22 protein-coding genes and 2 pseudogenes are annotated in these 23457 nt (G+C 66.7%); 12 read left to right on the top strand and 12 right to left on the bottom strand.

The features are described 5' to 3' along the window. Nucleotides 1-7: 7 nt before the first annotated feature. The 3 genes from MKCMC460_RS09545 to MKCMC460_RS09555 all read right to left on the bottom strand — a co-directional run bounded on the left by MKCMC460_RS09545 (nt 8) and on the right by MKCMC460_RS09555 (nt 2045). A complete protein-coding gene (locus MKCMC460_RS09545) occupies nt 8-850 on the bottom strand; it encodes a hypothetical protein (protein ID WP_236981668.1) in 843 nt (280 codons plus the stop codon). Nucleotides 851-854: 4 nt separating this feature from the next. Further along, nucleotides 855-1685 (bottom strand): oxidoreductase, encoded by an 831-nt coding sequence (locus MKCMC460_RS09550; protein WP_236981669.1) that lies wholly within the window; start codon nt 1683-1685, stop codon nt 855-857. 87 nt (nt 1686-1772) lie between these two features. After that, nucleotides 1773-2045, bottom strand: a complete 273-nt coding sequence (locus MKCMC460_RS09555) for a hypothetical protein (protein ID WP_236981670.1) — start codon at nt 2043-2045, stop codon at nt 1773-1775. Nucleotides 2046-2228: 183 nt separating this feature from the next. Between MKCMC460_RS09555 and MKCMC460_RS09560 the strand changes: the two genes are divergently transcribed. Next, nucleotides 2229-2924, top strand: a complete 696-nt coding sequence (locus tag MKCMC460_RS09560; RefSeq protein WP_236983921.1) for an MspA family porin — start codon at nt 2229-2231, stop codon at nt 2922-2924. Between the two features lie 7 nt (nt 2925-2931). Here MKCMC460_RS09560 and MKCMC460_RS09565 read toward each other — a convergent pair whose 3' ends face one another. From MKCMC460_RS09565 to MKCMC460_RS09580, 4 genes are all read right to left on the bottom strand, one after another. Then, nucleotides 2932-3597 (bottom strand): nitroreductase family protein, encoded by a 666-nt coding sequence (locus MKCMC460_RS09565; protein ID WP_236981671.1) that lies wholly within the window; start codon nt 3595-3597, stop codon nt 2932-2934. Between the two features lie 5 nt (nt 3598-3602). Beyond that, nucleotides 3603-5132, bottom strand: coding sequence for an Hsp70 family protein (locus MKCMC460_RS09570; RefSeq protein ID WP_238305623.1), 1530 nt, complete (start codon nt 5130-5132; stop codon nt 3603-3605). A gap of 11 nt (nt 5133-5143) precedes the next feature. Next, nucleotides 5144-7393: a carbon starvation CstA family protein gene (locus tag MKCMC460_RS09575; protein WP_370653098.1), complete on the bottom strand. Its 2250-nt coding sequence runs from the start codon at nt 7391-7393 to the stop codon at nt 5144-5146. An 89-nt stretch (nt 7394-7482) separates the two neighbouring features. After that, nucleotides 7483-9006 (bottom strand): ATP-dependent DNA ligase, encoded by a 1524-nt coding sequence (locus MKCMC460_RS09580; protein ID WP_236981672.1) that lies wholly within the window; start codon nt 9004-9006, stop codon nt 7483-7485. A 112-nt stretch (nt 9007-9118) separates the two neighbouring features. Here MKCMC460_RS09580 and MKCMC460_RS09585 point away from each other — a divergent pair, with 112 nt between their 5' ends. Further along, nucleotides 9119-9877, top strand: a complete 759-nt coding sequence (locus tag MKCMC460_RS09585) for an SDR family NAD(P)-dependent oxidoreductase (RefSeq protein ID WP_236981673.1) — start codon at nt 9119-9121, stop codon at nt 9875-9877. Nucleotides 9878-9975: 98 nt separating this feature from the next. Next, nucleotides 9976-12138 carry an acyl-CoA dehydrogenase gene (locus MKCMC460_RS09590; RefSeq protein WP_236981674.1) on the top strand — a complete coding sequence of 721 codons (2163 nt, stop codon included), beginning with the start codon at nt 9976-9978 and terminating at the stop codon, nt 12136-12138. On the opposite strand, the gene MKCMC460_RS09595 is transcribed toward MKCMC460_RS09590, so the two are convergent. Further along, nucleotides 12131-12487: a Zn-ribbon domain-containing OB-fold protein gene (locus MKCMC460_RS09595; protein WP_238305626.1), complete on the bottom strand. Its 357-nt coding sequence runs from the start codon at nt 12485-12487 to the stop codon at nt 12131-12133. The genes MKCMC460_RS09590 and MKCMC460_RS09595 overlap by 8 nt on opposite strands. Nucleotides 12488-12562: 75 nt before the next feature. Here MKCMC460_RS09595 and MKCMC460_RS09600 point away from each other — a divergent pair, with 75 nt between their 5' ends. Next, nucleotides 12563-13759: a thiolase family protein gene (locus tag MKCMC460_RS09600; RefSeq protein WP_238305628.1), complete on the top strand. Its 1197-nt coding sequence runs from the start codon at nt 12563-12565 to the stop codon at nt 13757-13759. Nucleotides 13760-14087: 328 nt separating this feature from the next. Here MKCMC460_RS09600 and MKCMC460_RS09605 read toward each other — a convergent pair whose 3' ends face one another. Beyond that, the gene (locus tag MKCMC460_RS09605; RefSeq protein ID WP_236981676.1) at nt 14088-14225 is read right to left on the bottom strand and encodes a hypothetical protein; all 138 of its coding nucleotides are present in this window, start codon (nt 14223-14225) and stop codon (nt 14088-14090) included. A 325-nt stretch (nt 14226-14550) separates the two neighbouring features. On the opposite strand from MKCMC460_RS09605, the gene MKCMC460_RS09610 reads away from it, so the two are divergent. Beyond that, the gene (locus tag MKCMC460_RS09610; protein ID WP_236981677.1) at nt 14551-15051 is read left to right on the top strand and encodes a homocitrate synthase; all 501 of its coding nucleotides are present in this window, start codon (nt 14551-14553) and stop codon (nt 15049-15051) included. 1 nt (nt 15052) lies between these two features. On the opposite strand, the gene MKCMC460_RS09615 is transcribed toward MKCMC460_RS09610, so the two are convergent. Beyond that, nucleotides 15053-16534 carry a cytochrome P450 gene (locus MKCMC460_RS09615; protein WP_236981678.1) on the bottom strand — a complete coding sequence of 494 codons (1482 nt, stop codon included), beginning with the start codon at nt 16532-16534 and terminating at the stop codon, nt 15053-15055. Between the two features lie 116 nt (nt 16535-16650). On the opposite strand from MKCMC460_RS09615, the gene MKCMC460_RS09620 reads away from it, so the two are divergent. Beyond that, the gene (locus tag MKCMC460_RS09620; protein WP_370653099.1) at nt 16651-17298 is read left to right on the top strand and encodes a TetR/AcrR family transcriptional regulator; all 648 of its coding nucleotides are present in this window, start codon (nt 16651-16653) and stop codon (nt 17296-17298) included. A gap of 47 nt (nt 17299-17345) precedes the next feature. Continuing rightward, nucleotides 17346-18236 carry an SDR family oxidoreductase gene (locus MKCMC460_RS09625; protein WP_236981679.1) on the top strand — a complete coding sequence of 297 codons (891 nt, stop codon included), beginning with the start codon at nt 17346-17348 and terminating at the stop codon, nt 18234-18236. Here the strand turns inward: MKCMC460_RS09625 and MKCMC460_RS09630 are convergent. Both MKCMC460_RS09630 and MKCMC460_RS09635 read right to left on the bottom strand, forming a co-directional pair. Further along, nucleotides 18233-19267 carry a DNA polymerase IV gene (locus MKCMC460_RS09630; RefSeq protein ID WP_236983928.1) on the bottom strand — a complete coding sequence of 345 codons (1035 nt, stop codon included), beginning with the start codon at nt 19265-19267 and terminating at the stop codon, nt 18233-18235. The genes MKCMC460_RS09625 and MKCMC460_RS09630 overlap by 4 nt on opposite strands. Before the next feature lie 11 nt (nt 19268-19278). Then, a complete protein-coding gene (locus tag MKCMC460_RS09635; protein ID WP_236981680.1) occupies nt 19279-19878 on the bottom strand; it encodes a TetR/AcrR family transcriptional regulator in 600 nt (199 codons plus the stop codon). A 91-nt stretch (nt 19879-19969) separates the two neighbouring features. Here MKCMC460_RS09635 and MKCMC460_RS09640 point away from each other — a divergent pair, with 91 nt between their 5' ends. From MKCMC460_RS09640 to MKCMC460_RS31750, 5 genes and pseudogenes are all read left to right on the top strand, one after another. Next, nucleotides 19970-20527: an NAD(P)H-dependent oxidoreductase gene (locus MKCMC460_RS09640; RefSeq protein WP_370653100.1), complete on the top strand. Its 558-nt coding sequence runs from the start codon at nt 19970-19972 to the stop codon at nt 20525-20527. A 480-nt stretch (nt 20528-21007) separates the two neighbouring features. After that, nucleotides 21008-21247 carry a redoxin NrdH gene (locus MKCMC460_RS09645; RefSeq protein ID WP_236981682.1) on the top strand — a complete coding sequence of 80 codons (240 nt, stop codon included), beginning with the start codon at nt 21008-21010 and terminating at the stop codon, nt 21245-21247. Nucleotides 21248-21276: 29 nt separating this feature from the next. Then, nucleotides 21277-21729: a class Ib ribonucleoside-diphosphate reductase assembly flavoprotein NrdI gene (gene nrdI, locus MKCMC460_RS09650; protein ID WP_236981683.1), complete on the top strand. Its 453-nt coding sequence runs from the start codon at nt 21277-21279 to the stop codon at nt 21727-21729. Then, nucleotides 21699-22256: pseudogene (locus MKCMC460_RS31745) on the top strand (ribonucleotide reductase N-terminal alpha domain-containing protein); the annotation flags it as partial. The gene nrdI and the pseudogene MKCMC460_RS31745, both read left to right, overlap by 31 nt. Before the next feature lie 6 nt (nt 22257-22262). Beyond that, nucleotides 22263-23450: pseudogene (locus MKCMC460_RS31750) on the top strand (LAGLIDADG family homing endonuclease); the annotation flags it as partial. Nucleotides 23451-23457 lie beyond the last annotated feature (7 nt).

Consider the following 23457-nt stretch of genomic DNA (forward strand, 5'->3'; position numbering starts at 1 on the left):
TTCAGGTTCAGATCGCACCCTGTACGCGTTCGGTGCAGTAGGTCCGTTGGGGTTGCGGGAACGTGACACCGTGTGTGTTCGGGGGGCAGGCCGCGGCGTCGGTTGCGCCGTCGACCCGCTTCACCACCCGAATGACCTTGCCGGCGGTGGCGCAGCTCACCGTGCGGACGGTTTCGTCGTTGCGTTCGGGCGCATAGCAATGTGACTCGAGAAGATTGGGTACGAAACAGCGGCGGGTGCCGTCGCGTTCGACCGAGAGATAGCCGCTGTGGTTGAGTTTGCCGTCCGGACAGTTGCCGTCGGAGTCGGTGGTCGCGGCGAACTCGAGAACAGCGTCGGGATTTTGGCAGCTGGTCGATTTCCATCGCGAGCTGTCCAGGATTTCGTTGGTGAAGCAGTCGCCGATCGACATATGCGGGTGAGACTGCCGGCCGGCGGCCAGCGCCGCCGTGCCCAGGACCCCGAGACCGCCCAGTGCCAGCAACACCACGCCGGTGATGATCAAGCCGGTGCCGACGCTCTTGGGCCGCAGGGGCGCCGGCGCGGGGTAGTAGCCCGGCGGAGCGACCGGGTAGCCCGGCGGGGCGACCGGGTAGCCCGGCGGGGCGACAGGGTAGCCCGGCGGCGCCGGCGGATAACCCGGCGGGGCGGGCGGATAGCCCGGTAGCTGCGGGTACGGGGCCGGATAGCCTGGCGGATAGCCGCTCATGGCCCGTTTGCGCGCCACCGCACGGTTACGCAGTCCGACAAGCAGCAAGGTCAAGCCCAACGCCGGCAAGATCAGCATGCCGACGATGCGGCCTGCCAGGTAGGCACCGCCCGTCTGGTCCGCGAGGTAAGCCAGGCTCATCGCGTCAGACGTCCAGACTGGTGCTGTTGGTGTGCGATTCCCAGGTGGCGACCTCCTTGGCGCGTCGCTCCACAATGTGGCGGTACGAGAAGAGGGCGTCCTGGCCCAGTAGCAGGAACGCCGGAGGCTCGTCCGATTCGACCGCGGCGACGATCGCCGCGCCGGCCTTGGCGGGGTCGCCGGGCTGGCTGCCGTGCATGGTGTCGTTCTCCTTACGGCGCCGCCCTGCGGTATCGGCGTAGTCGTCGATGACCGTCGACGACTGCCTGAGCGAGCGTCCGGCGAAGTCGGTGCGGAAGGCCCCCGGCTCCACCACGGTCACCGAAATGCCAAGTGGCGCAATCTCTCCGTGTAACGCTCCGCTCATCCCCTCCAGAGCGGCCTTGGCCGCGGAGTAGTAGCCCGATCCCACCGGGGTCAGTTGCACGCCGATCGAGGAGATGTTGACGATCGCACCCGAGCGGCGCTTACGCATGTCGGGCAGCACCGCTTTGATCATCGCCACCGCACCGAAGAAGTGCGTCTCGAACAGGGCTCGTATCTCGGCGTCGTCACCTTCCTCGACGGCCGCCCGGTAGCCGTAGCCTGCGTTGTTGACCAGGACGTCGATGCCGTCGAACCGGTCCTGAGCCTTGCGCACGGCGTCGGTGACCTGTTCCGGTTTGGTGACATCCAGCGTGACGGCCAGCACCCGGTCCGGGTTGGCCTCGGCGAGGTCCGCGACCTTGGTGACGTCCCGTGCGGTGACGACGGCATTGTGGCCGGCTTCGATGACCGCTTCCGACAGTGACCGGCCGATGCCGGTGGAACAGCCGGTGATGAGCCAGGTGGACAACCCAAAGTTCCTTCCATCGCGATCGCCAGTCAGTCGGCCGAAACTACGATTGTGCTGGCAGTCAGGCGATTTCGGCGGGTTCTGCTGCTAGAAACCCATCTTCTGGCACTTAGCGTTTCGATTCTGGCAATACATTCCGCTGCCGGTCCAGTCCTTGGCGTTGGGCACGCCGAAGTTGTTGGGCGTGTCCGTCGAGCGATAGTCCTGAGCCAAGCCTGGTGATATGACGGTGAGGAAATCTTCGATCAGAGGCGGCGCCGTATCGTCGGGATCCGCGCTGGCTACTCCGGCGCCGCAGAAGACAGCGGCACCACCGATCAGGCCGGCGCCGAGCCCCGCAATGAATATCCGAAGGCTCATTGGTCGCCCTCTCTGCTTCTTCGCGCGAATCACGGGCCCGTAGTCGAGCCTACCCGCAAATGGTCGTGCGGTATGAGCCTGCCGAGTGTTCGTCGCAAACCGGCTACAAACCCGCAACGACTCCGATCAGGTCAGCTGGCAATGCGCGCAGCGGCTGGGACCGTCCTTAGCGTGAAACCCGTGATGCCGAATTCCGCGGTCGTTCGCCGCGCTGCGGCCTTCGCGGTCTCGCTTGCGTTGTTGAACACACCTCCGGCGACTGCTGAGCCGGAACCGGCGCATCCTGTCGGCGCGGCTACCTCGGCCGACGGTTCGGTGCCTCCTGGCACGCCGGCCCGGGTGACCACGCCGGACGGTTGGGTCCTGGCACTCGGCGCCAGGGACGAGAAACACGTGCCGGTGGCGCCGCTGACCACCGCCGCATCGTCTCGCGAATACCTCTCCAGCGGAGTTTTCGTCGCTTCCCTGACCGGGCCGGAAACCCCGCACGGCATCCTCGAGGTGGGATATGAGATCGGCTGCGGCATCGACATGAGCACGGCCAACGGCGTCACGATGGCCAACGGTGGGGGCGTTTCTCCATCACTCGGCGCGGTGGTGCCGTTTGGGCCCGGCGAGCCGTTCCAGCTCTTGCCGTTGATCAGCGCTCAGTACAACTCGGTGGTCAGCGTGGGTCTCAAGCCCGGATTCGTGGTGGTGGTGCCGGTGGTTAGGAAAGAGTTCAAAGGCCCCAACCCGTGGATCATGATCAACGAGTTCCACATGAAGATCGATGGTTGCGTCGGCCAGTCCTTCGTCCGCTCGTATTCGACCCTGACTCGCATCACCGACGAATCCGATGTGGTGGTTTCCTACGTCGGCGCCACCAAGGCGGTTTAAGCCCGGTTCAGACGTCGAAGGCTTTGCCGTCGAAACGATCCCGGGTGACGAACTCCGAGACGGGCCGGCGGCGCAACCTGCTCAGTTGCCGGGTGGGCTTGCCCAGCGGCACCACCGCGGCCACCGCATGTGTGGACGGAATCCCTAGCAGCGCAAGAATATTTGGCTCCTGCGGGATGGACATGGTGGTGATGGTGCCGCCGTAGCCTTCGTTGCGCGCGGCCAGCAGGATGCTCCACACCAGGGGGTACACTGACGCGCCGGCGGCCATCCCGACGCGGTCGAGGTCCTGGTCGAGGGCGGCGACCACACTCAGGTCGACGGTCACGACCAGGGCGACCGGCGCGGTGGCGACCGGCTTGGTGAACGTGTCGGGAATCTCGGTCGCGTCGATCACGTCCTGCGGGACCTGAGTGGGAGTGATTGTGTTCCAAGGGTTTTCACCAGCATTGAGCTGTGCGAAGTAGCGGCGGGCGGAAGCGATGCCGAACTCGGCCAGCTGGCTGCGGGTTTGGGCGTCGCGGACCACGGTGATGTGTGCGCCTTGTCGATTCCCGCCGCTCGGAGCGAACCGGGCGTTGTCGAGTATGCGGTACAGCACGTCGTCGGGCAGCGGGTCCTGGGTGTATTCGCGCGCCGCGAACGTGGTGCGCATGACGTCATAGAGGTCCATGATCGTCAGTTGCGCGCCGAGGCGCGCCGCTCCAGGCGGTAGGTGCGGGTGAATCCGGCGGGCTGGGTTGTGAGTGTGACCTCGACGGCGCCACCGGGCCCGACGGTGTAGCGCTCCTCGACTTCAGGGCCCTCGCCCCAGCGGCCGACCGGCTGGTGTCCCAGATCGTCGCGGTCGTGCAGGGCCGGGTCGAACGGAAACAGGACCGGATCGTAGGGCGTGACATCGCCGTCGGGGCGCCCGTCGACCAGCCGGCTGCATTCGACGAAGCGGAAGTGTCCGATGTTGTGCGCCGCGCGGTACCTGCGGCTCACGGTCAGCGGGGTGTGCCCGTCGACGGGCAGGCACGCGTCTTTGGGGACGATTGGGTCGAAGACGACGTCGGAGCCCGACCGGGCTTCCCGGAAGACACCGAAATGCCGCGAGAAGCGTTCGGAGAGAACGAAACCAGACTCGTTGTCGAGGAAGACCGCCAGGCCGATGGCCGTCGCGGCGAACGGGTGCGGAGACCGCTTGACGCGTTTCTCGCCGAACTCCGCTCGCAGCATCCGGGCGATCAGCGGGAAGCCGCCGGCGCCGCCGACCACGTAGATGCCCGCCACCTCCGACCACGGGACGTCTCTGCCGTCGCCGGCCGGGTCGTGCAGGACGCGCGCCAGCAATTCGGTGGTCCGGTCGACGAGCGGGGCGCACGCAGCGTAGACGTCGTCGATCGGGCAGGAGAACGGCGGACGATCGGCACCGTCGACAGCCGTCAGATCCACCAGGAAGCGACGGGTCTGCGGCCCGACGGCCTCCTTTCGGGCCGCGCACTCCTCGACCAGCAGCGCCCGGCGCTGCGCGTCGAGGCCGGGCAGCTGTGACCCGGCCAGGACCAACTGTGCGATCGCCTCGTCGAAGTCGTCGCCGCCGAGCCGCTGAATGCCTTCGCTGACCACGACTTCGTTCACCTGCCCGGCCATCTTCAGCAGGGAGGCGTCGAAGGTGCCGCCACCGAGGTCGTAGATCAACACGTACTCGCGCTTGGCGGTAATCGTGGAGCGGTATCGGTGGGCGTATTCCAGCCCCGCGGCCGACGGTTCGTTCAACAGCGCGACAACCTGAAAACCCGCCGCCAGGAACGCATCCAGGGTGAGGAAGCGCTGGGCGCTGGAGGCGTTGGCGGGCACGCTGATGGCGGCCTGAATGGCTTCGCCCGCGGCCGCGCCGGCATTGGACCGGTGATAGAGGTCGGTCTTGAGTTGGCTCAGAAACCCGGTGAGCAGCTCGGCCAGCGGGTAGTCGCGGCCGGCGAGGGTGACCTGCGTCTGGGGACCGGCATCGTTGAACAGTCGCTTGACGGACCGCAGCAGTTCCCAGCCGGGCTGGTGCCGCACGGCTGCCGCGTCCGGGCCGTAGCGCAGTTCCCCGGCGGCGTTCGCCGCGATCAGCGACGGCCATGCATCGACGCCGTCGAAGGAAACGACGGGATAGTTGCCGCGGTCGACGAGCGCCGCGACGGTATGTGTGGTGCCGAAGTCGATTCCGACCTTCATCGGATCCGATTCTAGGGGTCTTGCGGCACCGCTACCGCATTCCAACGCCGCTGCACGTCACGCTCAGCGGTGGTGGGGATCAGGCCAGCCGGTGCGAACCGCTTGGACAGCACCGGGTCGTCCTCTGCCAACGGCCGGCCGGAACCACGAAATGCCTTGATCGACACGATGATTCCCGCAACGAACACCACTACGACTACGGTCGCGAACACGATCGACAGCGTGCCCTGCACCAACGCATTGCGGATGACCTCATCAAGTTGATGGCGGGTGGTGGCCGAGCCGAACGCGGTCTTGCCGGCGTCCCGAGCGGCCGAGTACTGGGAGTACTGCCGCCAGTAGCCGACTTTGGGGTCGGCGGAGAAGATCTTCTGCCACGATGCGGTGAGGGTGACGGCCAGATCCCACAGCAGCGGGACGCCCGGGATCCAGCACCATTTCGCCCGCCCCTTCTTGATCACGATGACGGTGAGGATGGTCAGCGAAATCGCGGCGAGCAACTGGTTGGCGATCCCGAACAGCGGGAACAGCGAGTTGATGCCGCCCAGTGGATCGGTGACCCCGAGCAGCAGCATGCTGCCCCACGCGGCCACCACCACCAGGCTGCACAGCCAGGCGCCAGGACGCCACCTGGCGTCTTCAAACCTGCGCAGCGGACCACCGAGGTTGGCCAGCGCGTCGGCGACCATGAACCGCGTCGTGCGGGTGCCGGCGTCGACGGTGGTCAGGATGAACAGCGCCTCGAACATGATCGCGAAGTGATACCAGAAAGCCCGCAGGCGCGCGCCGCCGAAGGCCCGCTGCAGCATCTCGGACATGCCGAACGCCAGGGTCGGCGCGCCGCCGGTGCGCGACACGATGCTCGCCTCGCCCACACCCGCGGCGGCCTGATCGATCTGCTGAGCGGTCACCGGCCGGCCGGACAATCCGAGGCTGTTGACGTATTGTGCTGCGGTGCTTGCCTTTTCGCCGGTCAGGGCGCCGGGTGCATTCAGGGTGAAGTACAGGTGCTGGTCCAGGATCGTCGCCGTGACCAAGGCGATGACCGCGACGAACGATTCGGTGAGCATGCCGCCGTAGCCGATCAGGCGCATCTGGCCTTCCTTCTCCAGCATCTTCGGCGTGGTTCCGGAACAGATGAGCGCGTGGAACCCGGACAGCGCGCCGCACGCGATGGTGATGAACAGGAACGGAAACAGCGTGCCGGCGAACACCGGGCCGTCGCCGCGGCCGGCGAACCCGGACACCGCCGGCGCCTGGATGACCGGGCGCACCACGCACACGCCGACAGCCAGCAGCGCGATGGTGCCGACCTTCATGAACGTCGACAGGTAGTCACGCGGGGCGAGCAGCAGCCACACCGGCAACACCGATGCGGCGAACCCGTAGCCGATCAGCAGCCAGGTCAAGGTGACCGGAGACAAGCTGAACCACGCAGCACCCCAGGAGGTTTCGGCTACCCATCCGCCGGATAGCACGGCGAGCAGCAGCATTCCGCAGCCGATCGCCGAAACTTCCGACACCCGCCCCGGCCGCAGAAACCTCAGGTAGCAGCCCATGAACAGGGCGATCGGGATGGTCATCGCGATCGAGAAAACTCCCCAAGGGCTCTTCGCCAGCGCACGCACGACCACCAGCGCCAGTACGGCGATGACGATGACGACGATGGCCGGGATGCCGACGAGGGCGGCCACGCCGGCGACGCCACCGAGTTCGTCGCGCACCATCTGGCCCAGCGAGCGGCCGCGCCGGCGGGTGGAGATCCACAACACCAGGTAGTCCTGCACGGCCCCGGCCAGCACGGCGCCCACCACGATCCAGATCGCGCTGGGCAGGTAGCCCATCTGCGCGGCCAGCACCGGGCCGACCAGCGGTCCCGCCCCGGCGATGGCGGCGAAGTGATGGCCGAATACCACGCGCCGGTCGGTGGGCACGTAATCGGTGCCGTCGTCCAGGATTTCGGCCGGGGTGGCGCGGTCGTCGCGGGGACGGACGATCTTGCGTTCGATCAGCCGTGCATAGAACCGGAAGGCGATCAGGTAGCTGCAGACCGCGGCGACCACCATCCAGACCGCGTTCACCGTCTCACCGCGGGCGACCGCGAGTATCGCCCAGGCGACGGCGCCGACGACCGCGACGACACCGAAGAACATCTTGTGCCGCAACGTGATCGGGGAGCGGTCGATGATCGCGACGGGCGGCAGGTCGGGCTCGGTTTGGACGTAGCTGGTCTGCTCGTGGCCCACCCGGACTCCCTTCACCGCCGCAGCGACAGTGAATCTACCTACGCCCGACCGGCGTGTCGCGTCGTGAGGTTCCCTTCGCGCTGCCGATGCCGCACGGGTGGCGCTCAGTACATCGCGCGGACGGTGTCGATGGTGTCGGCTTCGTCGGCACGTTTGTCGTCGCGGTAACGCACCACCCGCGCGAACCGCAGCGCCACCCCGCCGGGGTAGCGCGACGAGCCCTGTACCCCGTCCAGCGCGATCTCGACCACCTGCTCGGGCCGCACCTGCACGACGTAGCCGTCCGTCCCGCCCACCGCAAGCTCGCTGAACCGCCTGGTCTGCCAATCCAGCGTGGCGTCGGTCATGCCCTTGAACGTCTTGCCCACCATCACGAAGCCCCCGGTGTCGGGATCGCGGGCGCCCAGGTGAATGTTGGACAACTTGCCGCGCCGACGGCCCGAACCCCACTCGACGGCCAACACCACCAGGTCCAGCGTGTGCACCGGCTTCACCTTCAACCAGCCCGCGCCGCGGCGGCCCGCCTGATACGGCGCCGCCGGGGCCTTGGCCATCACCCCCTCGTGACCCGCGGCCAACGTGGCGTCCAGGAACGCGGTGGCCTCGGCCTCGTCGGAGGTGGCCAGCCGGTCGACCCGCTGAGTAGCCGGCACCAGCGCGTCCAGAGCGGCCAGCCGTTCGGCGGTCGGCGCGTCCAGCAGGTCCACCCCGTCGCTGTGCAGGATGTCGAAGAAGAACACCGACAGCGGCTGCGTGGCGCGCGCGGCGGCAACGTCGACCGACCGCCCGAACCGCGACGCAGTGACCTGGAAGCGGTGCGGACGGTTGTCCGGGCGCAGCGCGATCGCCTCGCCGTCGGCGATCAGCGTGCTGACCGGCAACGCCAGCGCAGCCTCGACCACTTCGGGCAGCCGGGCGGTGACGTCGTCGAGGCTGCGGGTGTAAACGGTGACCTGGTCTCCGGACCGGTGGATCTGCACCCGCGCACCGTCCAGCTTGGCTTCGAAGATCGCGCTGCCGCCGTGGCGTTGCAGCGCGTCGGCGACATCGCCGGCGGTCTGGGCCAGCATCGGGCCGACCGGACGCCCCACCCGCAGCGTGAACGCGTCCAGCGACGCTCCGCTCAGCGCCGCGGCCGCGACGGCCGGCAGATCCCCACCCAGCATCGCCGCCCGCTGCACGGTGGCGGCCGGCAGCCCGGCGGCCTTGGCCACGGCGTCGGTCATGATGCCGACCAGCGCGCCCTGGCGCAGCTCACCCCCGAGCAGCCGCAGCAGGAACGTCTGCTCGGTCTCGGTCGCCGCGCTGAACAGCCCCGCGACCAGCGCCGCGCGCCGCGCCTGCGACCCCTTACCCGCGACGGCCCCGATCTCGGCGAACGCGGCGTCCACCCCGGCGACCGTCAGCACCGGCTGCGAGGCCGGCGGGGGAGGCGACCGCAGCGCCGCCCAGCCAACCCCGATCTGGCGTTGCCGCAGCTCACCGGAGAGCCACGACACGATGGTGGCGACCAGCTCCGCATCCCCAGCCGACCGGCTCAACAGACTGGCGATGTGGGCGACCTTGGTCAGCCGCGACGAGGTGCCGGCCACCTCGAGCGAGGTGCCGGCGACGTCCAGGAGGAGCACGCTTGCCAGCTTGGCATGGCTCGCCGACAACCCCGCCTGACCGACGCGATAGCGTGCCTGGTTAACGTTACAAATTCAAGACAATCTGACAAGCCGAAAATGGAGGTCCGGGATGGAGATCAGCGGGAAGAAGGTCGTCGTCATCGGCGGTGCTTCGGGAATGGGACGGGCCAGCGCAGAATTGCTGCACCAGCGCGGCGCGCAGGTCGCCATCCTGGACCGGGAGAACTCGGACGGCAAGGCCGTAGCCGAAGGTGTCGGCGGCAAGTTCTACCCCGTCGACGTCACCGACTTCACCGGCACCGAGGAGACGCTGCAGGCAGCTGTCGACGACCTGGGTGGCTTGCACGTCACGGTGACCACTGCCGGCGGCGGCATCGCCAAGCGGACCATGACCAAGACCGGGCCGCATGATCTCGAGTCGTTCCAGTCCGTCATCGATCTGAACTTGATCGCCACCTTCAACATCAGCCGGCTGGCCGCCGCGCACATGAGCAAGAACGAGCCCGAGGACGAGGAGCGCGGCGTCATCATCAACACCGCCTCCATCGCCGCCTACGAAGGACAGATCGGTCAGGTCGCCTACACCGCCGCCAAGGCGGGCATCGCGGGCATGTGCCTGACCATGGCGCGGGACCTGGGCTCGCTGGGGATCCGGGTGCTCGCGATCGCGCCGAGCCTGTTCGCCACGGGGCTCACCCAGGGCATTCCGGACGAGTTCGCGGCGGCGCTGACCAAGGACGCCGCCTTCCCGAAGCGACTGGGCCGGCCCGAGGAATACGCCAAGCTGGTCGCGGCGATCGTGGAGAACCCGATGCTCAACGGCCAATGCCTGCGGCTGGACGCCGGGCAGCGGTTCGCGCCCAAGTAAGCGCCCGGCTGCCCTCCCGGAGGCATTGAGTAGTCTCATAAACCGATCCAGGATTCCGCAACGACGCGGGTTCTGTAGTGCTGCGAGGAGGGGCCCGCATGGGTATCGCACTGACCGACGACCATCGCGAACTCGCCGAGGTAGCTCGCGGGTTCCTGACCTCGCAGAAGGCCCGGGCGGCCGCCCGGGCACTGCTGGATGCGCCGGAGGAGGCACGCCCTTCGTTCTGGCCGGGCATCGTCGAACTGGGCTGGCTCGGGCTGCACATCGACGAGGAGCACGGCGGCTCCGGCTTCGGACTGCCCGAATTGGTGGTGGTGGTCGAGGAACTCGGCCGCGCGGTCGCGCCCGGACCGTTCGTACCCACCGTGATCGCGTCGGCGGTGATCGCCAGCGAGGGCACCCCGGAGCAGAAGGCGCTGCTACCCGGGCTGATCGACGGCACATCCACCGCCGGAATCGGTTTGGGCGGGCATGTGCTCATCGACAACGGCGTAGCCGACGGTGACGCCGGCGTGGTGCTGGGTGCCGGACTGGCCGACCTGTTGCTCATCGCGGCAGGCAACGACGTGCTGCTGCTGGAACGCGGGCGTGCCGGGGTCTCGGTGGAGACGCCGGAGAACCTCGACCCGACCCGGCGCTCCGGGCGGGTCCGGCTGCAGAACGTGTCCGTGTCCGCCGACGACATCCTGCCGGGCGCAAGGGAATCCGCGTTGGCCCGCGCTCGGACATTGCTCGCCGCCGAGGCCGTCGGCGGTGCCGCCGACTGCGTGGAGGCCGCCGTCGACTACGCCAAGGTGCGTCAGCAGTTCGGCCGCACCATCGCGACTTTCCAAGCGGTCAAACATCATTGCGCGAACATGCTGGTGGCCACGGAATCGGCGCTGGCCGCGGTGTGGGACGCATCCCGCGCCGCCGCTGAGGACGAGGAGCAATTCCGGCTGGCCGCCGCCGTGGCTGCCGCCCTGACGTTCCCCGCCTACGCCCGCAACGCCGAACTCAACATTCAGGTGCACGGCGGCATCGGGTTCACCTGGGAGCACGACGCGCACCTGCATCTGCGCCGTGCGCTGGTGACCACGGCGCTGTTCGGCGGTGACGTGCCCGCGCGGGATGTGTTCGAGCGCACCGCTTCCGGCGCCAAGCGGGACAACAGCCTGGACCTGCCGCCCGAGGCGGAACAGTTGCGCACCGTCATCCGCGCCGACGCCGCCGAGATCGCCGCGCTGGACAAGGATGCACAACTCGACAAGCTGATCGAGACGGGCTACGTGATGCCGCACTGGCCCAAGCCGTGGGGCCGGGCCGCCGATGCGGTCGCGCAGTTGGTGATCGACGAGGAATTCCGTGCCGCGGGCATCAAGCGCCCCGACTACGGCATCACCGGCTGGGTGATCCTGACTCTGATACAGCACGGAACCCCTTGGCAGATCGAAAGATTCGTCGAGAAGGCGTTGCGCAAGGACGAGATCTGGTGCCAGCTGTTCTCCGAGCCGGACGCCGGCTCGGACGCTGCGTCGATCAAGACCCGGGCTACCCGCGTCGACGGGGGCTGGAAGATCAACGGCCAGAAGGTGTGGACCAGTGGGGCGCACTACTGTGCGCGTGGTCTGGCGACCGTACGCACCGACCCGGACGCGCCCAAGCACGCGGGCATCACCACGGTGATCGTCGACATGAAGGCGCCGGAAGTCGAGGTGCGACCGCTGCGCCAGATCACCGGCGGCTCGGACTTCAACGAGGTGTTCTTCAACGACCTGTTCGTGCCCGACGAGGACGTCGTCGGGGCACCCAACTCGGGCTGGACGGTCGCCCGTGCCACGCTGGGCAACGAGCGGGTGAGCATCGGTGGCAGCGGATCGTTCTACGAGGGCCTGGCGGACCAACTGGTGCAGCTGGCGCGGCAACACGCGGACCGGTTGGCGGGCGCAGACGTGCGAGTGGGAACCTATCTGGCGAACGAGAATTCGCTGCGGTTACTGAACCTGCGTCGCGCGGCCCGCAGTGTCGAGGGCGCCGGCCCGGGACCTGAGGGCAACGTCACCAAACTCAAGCTCGCCGAGCACATGGTCGAGGGCGCGGCGATCATGGCCGCGCTGCAGGGGCCCGAGGTCGCGCTACTGGACGGCCCCGGCGCGCTGTCCGGCCGGTTGATCATGGGCGCGCGCGGAATGGCGATCGCCGGCGGTACCTCGGAGGTGGCCCGCAATCAGATCGCCGAGCGGATCCTCGGCATGCCGCGCGATCCGCTGATCAACTAGTCGCGGCGGGCGCGAACAGTGGCGCGCCGCCCGCGCCCTTCTCCGGCCGGATCTCGACAGGCATCCCGCATGTCACCGAATCTGGTTCGCAGCCAACGATATTGGCGGCCACCCGCAGCCCGCTCTGCTCGCTGAGTTCCACCAGCGCGATGACGTACGGAACGGGGATCTCCGGGTTATAGGGGTGGTAGTTCACGGTGTAGGTGAACACGGTCCCGGTGCCGCAGACCGGCTTGGCCGTCAATGCGGCACCGCAGTCTGGGCAGGTCCCGGTCGCGGGGTGCACCCAGCGTGCGCAGTCTTCGCAATGCTCAACCAGCAGTGGGGAGGTGGTCGACTCGGTTGTCACCACCAATACAGTACGCTCTACTGGATCCCCCATTAATAGGTTGGATGCGGCGCGTAGATGCTACGGACGGTGCAGATGGAGTACTTCGAAAAAGACGCGATTCTGTCCGGCATCGGCATTTCCCGGATCGGCCGCCGCACCGGAATCCCGGGGCTGGACCTGACCATGGAAGCGGTGCGGGCCGCCATCGACGACGCCGGGTTGGTGGCCGCCGACATCGACGGCATCGCCACGCTGGGCGACACCCCGGCCGCCGAGGTCAACGCCGAACTGGGGATCGAGGCGGGCGACTGCGGCAGTGGATTCGGTACCGGCGGCCTGCTGAGCCCGGTGATGTCGGCGTGCCGCGCCGTCGCCGAGAAGCGCGCCCGGCACGTGGTCATCTACCGCACCATCCAGATGCTGGGCGGCACGGTCCCGGTGAAGCAGGAGGAGAAGAATGCGCCGGCGCCTCCGCTGGCGCGCATGTTCGAAACCGCCGAAGGAGTCGAGAGGCCCGCCGTCGGGGCGATGGACGACATCAATGATCTTGTTGCGGCCCAAGCTTATTCGGCTGCCAACTGGCTCGCGCTCAACTGCCGCCGGCACATGGAGCTGTACGGGACCACCAAAGAGCAGCTGGGCTGGATCGCGCTCAACGGTCGCCGCAATGCGGCGCTCAATCCGCTTGCCGTCTACCGCGATCCGATGACCATGGACGACTACCTGGGTGCGCGGCTGGTGTCGACACCGTTCGGACTGCTGGATTGCGACGTGCCCATCGACGGGTCGATCGCGGTGGTGGTGTCACACGCGGACTACGCCGGCGATTGCCCGCACCGCGCGGTGCGCGTCGAAGCGGTCGGCGGTTCCGATGGCTCCGGCGGATGGTTTCACCGCCCCGACTACCCGAAGATGGCGATGTCGGATGCCACCGCGCAGATGTGGTCGCGTACCGAACTGACCCCCGCCGACATCGCGGTCGCCGAACTCTACGACGGATTCACGTTCCTCACGCTGGCCTGGCTGGAGGCGCTCGGAGTGTGCGGCGACGGCGAGGCGGGTCCGTTCGTGCAGGGGGGCACGCGGATCGCGCGCGACGGGCGACTGCCGCTCAACACCTACGGCGGTCAGCTCTCGGCCGGTCGGATGCACGGCTACTGGGCGCTGCACGAGGGATGTCTGCAGCTACGCGGCGAAGCCGGTGAGCGTCAGGTTGTCCGGCGGCCCGAGGTGGGTGTGGTCGCGGTGGGCGGTGGGCCCGTCGCCGGGTGCATGCTGCTCACCTGCTGAGCGCGGCGTCCGGCGCAGTGTTAGGACGTCGGCACACCGGTGATCGGTGGTGTCTCGGTGGGTGGGCCTACCGGCACTGTTATCGGCACCGGCGCCGGTCCCGAAGGTGCGTTGGGCTGCGTAAAGTTGCAGCCGGCCGCCAGCGCGGCGAACGAGGTCACCAGTATTGCCCCCACAATGCGGCCTACCCACCGCTTCCCCGTAGCACTCATAGCCAGTGCCCTTCCGACGTAGTGCACATGCTCTGGCGGCTGCAGCCGCCGCCGTCTGGAATGTTAGCTACGTCATACCGGCGCAGTGGGCGCTTTCGACAGAATTGACGCCGGTGTCAGCCCGACGGGACCGCGGTTACCTCCGGCGTGATCGCATCCCCGCCCATGGTTTTCGAGCAGCCGGTCGCCAACAATGCGTAGGCCGCGAAAATCGCAGCGGCGATTGCGGTGATGACTTTCTTCTTCGCCCTCATCTGCCTGGCCTTTCCCCGCAGCGCACAAACGGTCGATCCGCGAACAGCCCCTGAATGCTATCGCCGTGCGCCCAGATCGCGAGGCACTTTCTGGTCAACCCCGACAAAGCGAATGCGGCGTATCGACGGGTTGATCCGGTCGCAGATTTCGGCAAAGCAACTTGCGCGCCAGCCGACGGGAGGTCTAGTGTCGTCGCTCGTGCGTCTTCTTCAGCGTGCCGTAGTAGCCAGCACCCGCAGCGGGGTCTGATCCAGACCGACCCCCCGCTGTGGGTCGGAAGCTACTACCGTCGGTCGCTCCTTCGAGCCAAAGAAGACCGGCACCATGACTCTCCTCTCTCACGATTCCGACCACTTCGGCGACACCGCGGATGGGTGGTTCGAACGCCATTTCGGCGTCGCACTGCCCCGGGGCTTGCGCGATCGGGGTTCGGCGATGCCGTGGCAGAGCTTCGCCGCGAGTCTCGGCCGCAGCACCGGCCCGCTGCGGCTGGGGCACTGGGAGTGCACCGACTCGGCGCGCCCGGGTACCAGGCTGGGGCCGCAGGCCCGCAACTTCCGCGCCGTGATCGCATTCGGTGATCGCATCGACACCTCGACCGCGGCCGCCGGTGGACCCGTCGCGGCGCTCACCGCGATGCTGCACGAACGCGGAATTATGCTGGAAACACTGAACTTTCACCAGATGCGCGCAGGCCGGGACATCGTCACGTTCGTGCGCGGCACCGACGGCGTCGGCGCCGAATGGGCGATGGGCTGGGCGGACGATCCGACGCAGTCGGCGCTGCGTGCGGTGATCGCCTGTGCGAACCTATTGGTCGGCTGACCTACAGCGGCCGCAGCACGATTGGCATGCCGTCCATCGGGATGGGAATCGTGCGGTAGTCCCACTTGGCCTCGTAACCCGGTCGCGCCAGCTCCAGGCGATACCGCCGCAGCAGCCGATGCATGATCGTCTTGATCTCCAGCTGCCCGAATGTCATACCGATGCATTTGTGTGCACCGCCGCCAAAGGGAGTGAACGCGTAGCGGTGTCGCTTGTGCTCGCTACGCGGTTCGGCAAACCGGTCTGGGTCGAACTTCAACGGATCGGTCCACAGCTCGGGCAGCCGGTGGTTCACCCCGGGAAATGCGGTGACATTGGTGCCGGCCGGTATGTAGTGCCCGAGCAACTCGGTGTCGCGTACCGTTCGCCGCATCGCCCACTGCACCGGGGACACCAGACGAATCGCCTCGTTCATCACCAGGTCCAGCGACTCCAGCTTTTCCAGGGATTCGATGTCCAGCGGTCCATCGCCGAGCCGGTCGGATTCGTCCCGGCAACGCTGTTGCCAGTCGGGGTTGGCGGCGAGCTGATACGCCATATTGGTCGCGGTGGTGGTCGAGGTGTCGTGCGCGGCCATCATCAAGAAGATCATGTGGTTGACGATGTCTTCGTCGGAGAAGCGATTACCGTCCTCGTCCTCGGTTTGGCACAACACGCTCAGCAGGTCGTTGCCGCTCTTTCCGCGCTGCTCCTTGACCCGCTCGGCGAAGTAGTCCTCGAGCAGTTGCCGGGCCTTGAGGCCGCGCCACCAGGTGAACGGCGGGATGCCGGTGCGGATCACGGCGTTGCCGGCGCGGACCGTCATCGTGAAAGCCTTGTTGACCTTCGTCACCAGTTCGCGGTCGGTGCCCGGCTCGTGACCCATGAACACCATCGAGGCGATGTCGAGGGTGAGTTCTTTCATCGCCGGATACAGCAGGAAGCGTGCATCGTTGACAACCCAGTCGTCGGCGATCACCTGCGATACGACCTGGTCCATCTGTTCGACATAGTTCACCAGCCGGGACCGGATGAAGGCCTCCTGCATGATCCGACGGTGGAACAGGTGCTCTTCGAAGTCGAGCAGCATCAGTCCGCGGTTGAAGAACGCGCCGATCACCGGTGTCCAACCCTGCTGCGAGTAGTCCTTGTTGCGGTTGGAGTAGATCACCTGGGCGGCATCCGGGCCGAGCGCAGCGACGAACGGCAGCACCGGCGAGTCCCCGAAGATGAGCGGGCCCTTCGTTTCGTACAGAAACTGCAGATATTCCGGTCCGCCGCGCAACATCTCGATCATGTGCCCGAGGATCGGCAGTCCCCGGTCGCCGACGACCGGCTTGAGCCCACTGCCCGGTGGAGGCTCGGCCAGTCGGCGTTCCGGGAACTGGGTCTCCCGCAACCGGCGCTCCAGCAGCCCCATCCCGGGAATGTTGTTGACCGACGGGGTCAACCGACGTCGTGCTTGGTCGAGGACGTATTCGGGGGTGCTGATGGTGGCTGTCATGACACTCCTTACCGGCCGTGGCGGCGGTCACTTTCTCTTAATATCTCGGTCAAACTTGACGCCTGTCAAGTTTTCTTTTGGAACGGCGTGGTGCATGGTCAGGATGTGATCGAGAAGTGAGTAGTCAGGCTGCCGAGGACGGGCAGGGCTCGGCCGGACAGCGCCGGCGCGGCGACAAGCACCGGCAGGCGATCATGCAGGCGGTGCGCGACTTGTTGCAGGAGCGACCTTTTGCCGAACTCTCGGTCAGCACCATCAGCGTGCGGGCCGGGGTGGCCAGGTCCGGCTTCTACTTCTACTTCGATTCCAAGTACTCGGTGCTGGCCCAGATCCTTGCCGAGGCGGCCGAGGAACTCGACGAACTCACGCAGTACTTCGCGCCGCGCCAGCCGGGAGAGTCGCCCGAGCAGTTCGCCAAACGAATGGTGGGCAGCGCTGCGGCGGTGTACGCGCAGCACGACCCGGTGGTGCAGGCGTGTAACGAGGCCCGGCACACCGATCTCGAGATCCGCGAGATTCTGGAGCGGCAATTCCAGGTGGTGCTCGGCCAGATCGTCAACATCGTCGACGCCGAAGTGAAGGCCGGCACCGCGCAACCGATCAGTGACGACCTGCCGACCCTGATTCGCACGCTGACCGGCACCACCGCACTGATGCTCACCGGTGACCCGCTGCTCGTCGGGCGCGACAGCGAGTTGCCGAACCGGGTGCGCGTGCTCGAACAGCTGTGGCTCAACGCGCTGTGGGGTGGTCGGGCGCGTTAGGAATGCCGCACGCGGATTCGGACCGGACCGCCGGTATCGTCTCGACCATGGCGCAGCGGGGCTCCGAGCACTATTTCACGGGTAAGCGGTGTTTTGTGACGGGTGCGGCCAGCGGTATCGGCCGGGCCACCGCACTGCGGCTGGCGGCACGAGGCGCCGAGCTCTATCTGACCGATCGCGACGCCGAGGGCCTGGAGAAAACGGTGGCTGACGCGCGCGCACTCGGCGCGCAGGTGCCCGCCTATCGCGTGCTGGATGTTTCGGACTACGACCAGGTGGCTGCGTTCGCCGTCGACATCCACACCAGCCACTCCAGCATGGACGTGGTGTTCAATATCGCCGGAGTGTCGGCCTGGGGGACCGTCGACCGGCTTTCCCACGACCAGTGGACCAAGATGGTAGCGATCAACCTGATGGGCCCGATCCACGTGATCGAGTCGTTCGTGCCGCAGATGGTGGCGGCCGGCCGCGGCGGGCGGCTGGTCAATGTGTCCTCGGCGGCGGGGATCGTGGCGCTGCCCTGGCATGCGGCCTATAGCGCCAGCAAATACGGTCTGCGTGGATTGTCCGAGGTGCTGCGTTTCGACCTGGCCAAGCATGGCATCGGGGTGAACGTCGTGGTGCCGGGCGCCGTGCGGACCCCGTTGGTCAACACTGTGGAGATCGCGGGCGTCGATCGTGAGGACCCGCAGGTCGCCCGCTGGGTCGACCGCTTCAGCGGGCACGCCGTCTCACCGGAACGGGCGGCGGAGAAGATCCTGGACGGCGTGGCGAAGAACCGGTACCTGGTCTACACCTCGCCGGACATTCGGGCGTTGTATGCGTTCAAGCGGTTGGCGTGGTGGCCTTACAGCGTGGCGATGCGCCAGGTCAATGCGGTCTTCACCCGTGCGCTGCGGCCCGGTCCCCCGACGCGGGGAATCCCGTCGGGTAATTAACCCGGCATCATCAGTTCAAGACGGACTCCGAGCAGGCGGACGGGCCGGTCCAGTTCGAACAGGTCCAGGACGCGCAGGGCGGCGGTGACGATGACGTCGGGGTCGGTGGTCGGGGCGTCGAGTTTGCGGATCTTGGTGCGGGTGTAGAACGTCGAGGTGCGCACGGTGACCGCGACTCGCGTGACGATGCGCGCCTCGGCCAGCACGTCAGCGAGTGCTCGTCGAGCCAATTCCGTGACGGCCGTATTCATTTCGCCACGTTCGGTCAGGTCGCGGGGAAAGGTGACGACGTGGCTGCGCGATCGCGCTACCCACGGTTCGGCGCTGACGTCGGTGTCGCCGCCACCCTTGGCCAGCAGCAACAGCCACAGGCCGGTGCGCGGGCCGAATGTCGAGGTGAGCAGCTCGCCGTCGCTGTAGGCGAGGTCCCGGACCGTCGAGATACCGGCGGCAGCAAGCTTTTTGGCGGTCTTGGGGCCGACACCCCACAGTGCGTCGACCGGCCGGTCGGCCATCATGGCCATCCAGTTGGCGTCGGTGAGGGTGAAGATGCCGGCGGGCTTGGCGAATCCCGTGGCGACCTTGGCGCGCTGCTTGTTGTCGCTGATGCCGACCGAGCAGGACAGCCCGGTTTGCGTCGCGACGACGTGGCGGATCTGTTCGGCGACCGCGGCGGGATCGGCCGGCGGGGTCACGCCGACGTAGGCCTCGTCCCAGCCCCAGACCTCGACGGGGTGGCCGAGGTCCCGCAACAGGCCCATGACCTGTTCGGATGCCGCGTCGTAGGCGGTTGGGTCGGAGGGGAGAAAGGTGGCTTCCGGGCAGCGCCGGGCGGCGGTGCGCAGCGGCATGCCGGCGTGCACGCCGAACTCACGGGCCTCGTAAGAGGCGCAGGTGACGACTTTGCGTGGTTCGGTGGGATCGCCGCTGCCGCCGACGATGACCGGCAGGCCCACCAGTTCGGGGCGTCGGCGCAGTTCGACTGAGGCCAGAAACTGGTCGAGGTCGACGTGTAAGACCCAGGACGGCATTCGGGTCCCGATCACCTGCCGCACAGCTTGCGGGCCAGGCCGGCCCACGCGTCGGCCAGGGATTCTTGGGTGTGGCCGCCGTCGCGGAGTTGATGCTCGACGTAGTCGACGTCGAGCAGGGCCAGCAGGGCGTCGGTCTGCACGGCCAGATCGCCGGTGGTGTCGGCGGCCCGAAGTAGCACCTGGACGTGTCTGCGCTGCACGGCGGCCGCACCGACCCGGCGCGTCTGCGGGTCGCGGTTGGCCGCGGACAACAACTCGTGGTGGGTATGGACAAAGCAGATCCGTTCCCGGCCGAATGCGATCAGGCGCTCCAACGGCGGCGCATCGGGACCCAGCGGCGGCGGACCGAACAGGAATGCCTGCTGGCTTTCCTTCTCGTCCTCGTCGAGCAGCACCGTCATCAGCCCGGCCCGGCTGCCGAAGCGCCGGAACACGGTGCCTTTACCGACTCCGGCGGCGGCGGCGACGTCGTCCATGGTGACCGCCTCGGCGCCACGCTGCCGGACCAGCTCGCGGGCCGCAGCCAGCAGCAGCGCTCGGTTTCGTGCGGCGTCGCTGCGTTCCTGCTGCCGTTGCGGAGCCGATACCGGTAGTTCGATCCCGGTCATCCCTGTACTCTAACTCGATCGGAATAAAATGGACTATAGTCCGGTTAATCCGTGCAAGGATATGGACCAACGAGCAAAGGGGACGACAGAAGTGACCGAGACCAAGATCCTGGCCCTGGTGGGCAGCCTGCGCACGGCGTCGGTCAACCGCCAGATCGCCGAACTTGCCGCCCAGGTCGCTCCTGAGGGCGCCACCGTCACCGTGTTCGACGCGCTGGCCGAGTTGCCGTTCTACAACGAGGACGTCGACCCCGCGGTCGGCGCGCAGCACGACGAGCCGGCTGCGGTGGCTGCGCTGCGTGCCGCGGCGCGCGAGGCGGACGCCGCGCTGGTGGTCACCCCGGAATACAACGGCACCATCCCCGCGGTACTCAAGAACGCGATCGACTGGCTGTCCCGGCCGTTCGGCAGCGGCGCGCTGAAAGGCAAGCCGCTGGCGGTGATCGGGGGTTCGCTGGGCCAGTACGGCGGCGTGTGGGCACACGACGAGACCCGCAAGTCGTTCGGCATCGCCGGGGCGCGGGTGGTCGAGTCGATCAAGCTGTCGGTGCCCTTCAAGTCGCTGGACGGCAAGGCGCCGGCCGAGCACGAGGAGCTCACGGCCAATGTGCGCGACGTGGTCGGCAAGCTCGTCGCCGAGGTCGGCTGACGCAGTCCCGTCAAAGCCGCCGACGGTCTCGTCGGCGGCTTTGCTGGTAGGGGGCGCCCTGCGCTGTGGCGCCGGATTTGTCGGTGGCCGCTGATATACCCATTGGCATGCGTAGCCCATCTACCCCGTCGCTGGCCGGTTGTGATCTGCGACACGCCGACGACACGCCCGGCAATAGCTTACGACCTGCGAATTTCAAGAATGTTGTTTCGAACATCTTGTATCTCTTCTCGTTGTCACCCCCTAGGTGTAGTGTTTCGAGGACCGGCAGATCCCAGGTTCACCAAATCCAGACCAGGTCCTCACCGACCCGGCAGGAGGCGGTGATCCTCCCGGAATCGGCATCACCAGCTCGCGCGACCTGGTGGCCGCGGACGGGAATCTGGGGTCCTCCCGGGGCGCTGAACACAGTGCGGACCCACCACTCAAGCCGTTGCCAGTCCCGTTAACCCCTCACTCCCGCAAAGGAGCGGTACGCCCATGAGCATCATCGTCTACAGCAAGCCAGCATGCGTGCAGTGCGTCGCCACCTACAAGGCGCTGGACAAGCAGGGCATCGCCTATGAAACGGTCGACATCACCCTGGACCCCGAGGCGCGTGACTACGTGATGGCGCTCGGCTACCTGCAGGCGCCCGTCGTGGTGGCCGACAACGCCCACTGGTCGGGTTTCCGTCCCGACCGCATCAAGGCGCTCGCGGAATCGGCGCTGAGCGCCTAGACAGCGGTAGACGAACAGGGGCTGCGGTCATGGAGAGCTTGGGGCACAGCCTGGTCTATTTCTCCTCCGTGTCGGAGAACACCCACCGCTTCGTGCAGAAGCTGGGTGTTCCCGCCACGCGGATACCGCTGCACGGCCGCATCGAGGTCGACGAGCCGTACGTGCTGATCCTGCCGACCTACGGCGGCGGCCGGGCAACCCCCGACATCAACAACGGGGGATACGTCCCGAAGCAGGTCATCGCGTTCTTGAACAACGAGCACAACCGCTCACTGCTCCGCGGCGTCATCGCCGCGGGCAACAACAACTTCGGTGCCGAATTCGCCTACGCGGGCAATGTGGTGTCCCGCAAGTGCGCAGTTCCGTACCTGTACCGATTCGAACTCATGGGCACTCCGGACGACGTGGTTGCCGTTCGCTCAGGTCTTGCCGAATTCTGGAAGGAACAGACGTGTCACCAACCGTCACTGCAGAGCCTGTAACCGCCGGCACGCACGGGTCGCAGAACGAAACGGATTACCACGCGCTCAACGCGATGCTGAATCTGTACGACGCCGAGGGCAAGATTCAGTTCGACAAGGACGTCTTGGCGGCGCGCCAGTACTTCCTGGAGCACGTCAACCAGAACACCGTGTTCTTCCACAATCAGGACGAAAAACTCGACTACCTGATTCGCGAGAACTACTACGAGCGTGAGGTTCTCGACCAGTACTCGCGCAACTTCGTCAAGACGCTGCTGGATCGCGCCTACGCCAAGAAGTTCCGCTTCCCGACGTTCCTGGGCGCGTTCAAGTACTACACGTCCTACACGCTGAAGACCTTCGACGGGAAGCGCTACCTGGAGCGCTTCGAAGACCGCGTCGTCATGGTCGCCTTGACGTTGGCCTCCGGTGACACCGGACTGGCCGAGAAGCTGGTCGACGAGATCATCGACGGCCGGTTCCAGCCGGCCACCCCGACGTTCCTGAATTCGGGCAAAAAGCAACGCGGAGAGCCGGTTTCGTGCTTTCCCGCCGGAACACCAGTAGATACCCCTGACGGTCCGCGGGCGATTGAGAGTCTGCGCACAGGGGACAAGGTGCTTTCGCACGACGGGTCCTTCTCCGTGGTCGAGGCCGTCATCGAGAACCCCAACGAACAAGCGCTCATATCCATCTCGCACTTCGGGCACAAGGAGCCCCTGCTGTGCACCCCCGAGCATCCCATCCTGGTGTGGACCACGCGCGACGTGCAGACCCTCATCGAGGGTGACGGGGCCGACCCGTTCAACGGCTTTGTCTGGTTGGCTGCCAAAGACATTCGTCCTTCGGATTTCATCGTGACGGCAGCACCTCGGGGCGGACGACCGCGGCGGACCTTCGACCTGATGGAATACGTGGGCGAGGGCGAATACGAAGAGGTTGATGGCCTCATCCGCAAGGTCAACACCGATCGAAAGCACCGCAACAAGCAGCGCCACCACATGCGCTTCATCTCGGTGAATCGCTATGTCGAAGAGTCGTACGATCTAGGGCTTCTCCTTGGTTGGTACGTTGCCGAGGGGCATATTTCCAAGCGATCAGATCACGCAGGGCGCAATCCCAACGGCATCCATTTCACGATCGGCACGCACGAACTCGAATACCAGCATCAGCTGGCGGCGGCTTTCAAGCGGGTGTTCGCCGCCGACCTCGCCGTTCACCAGAGCATGTCCGACCAGTCGGTGCGCATGATCTGCAACAGCAAGGTCGTTGCGTCACTGTTCTTCTCGTTGGTCGGCACGGGATACAACTTGAAACGGTTGTCCCACGAAGTTCTAACGGCCGACGAAGAGTTCCAACGCGGATTGCTGGCCGGGTTGTTCCGCGGTGACGGGTGCAGCACCACCGGCGGCATGGTGCTCGACCTGGTCAATCCGAGTCTGGTCGATCAGGTGCAACTCCTGCTGCGCCGAAACGGGATCATGTCCAGGGTTCGCCAGTACGTCAACCAGTCGGGTAACACGACCGGGCAGGTGTTTGTGCCCGGTCTGCCCGGCGCCAACGAGGACTTCATCTTTGACGTCGGCAAGAATCTGCACAATTACGTCGGCCAGAAGGGGACGTCGCGCACCACCTATCAGGTCGTACACGGACGGCACGTGTACGGCATCCGGGAACTGCGGCACACACAGGAAGTTCCCGCCAAGGTCTACAACCTGCATGTCGAGGACACGCACACATACACGATTC

It is taken from the genome of Mycobacterium sp. 20KCMC460 (assembly GCF_022179425.1).
GTDB classification, from domain to species: domain Bacteria; phylum Actinomycetota; class Actinomycetes; order Mycobacteriales; family Mycobacteriaceae; genus Mycobacterium; species Mycobacterium kiyosense.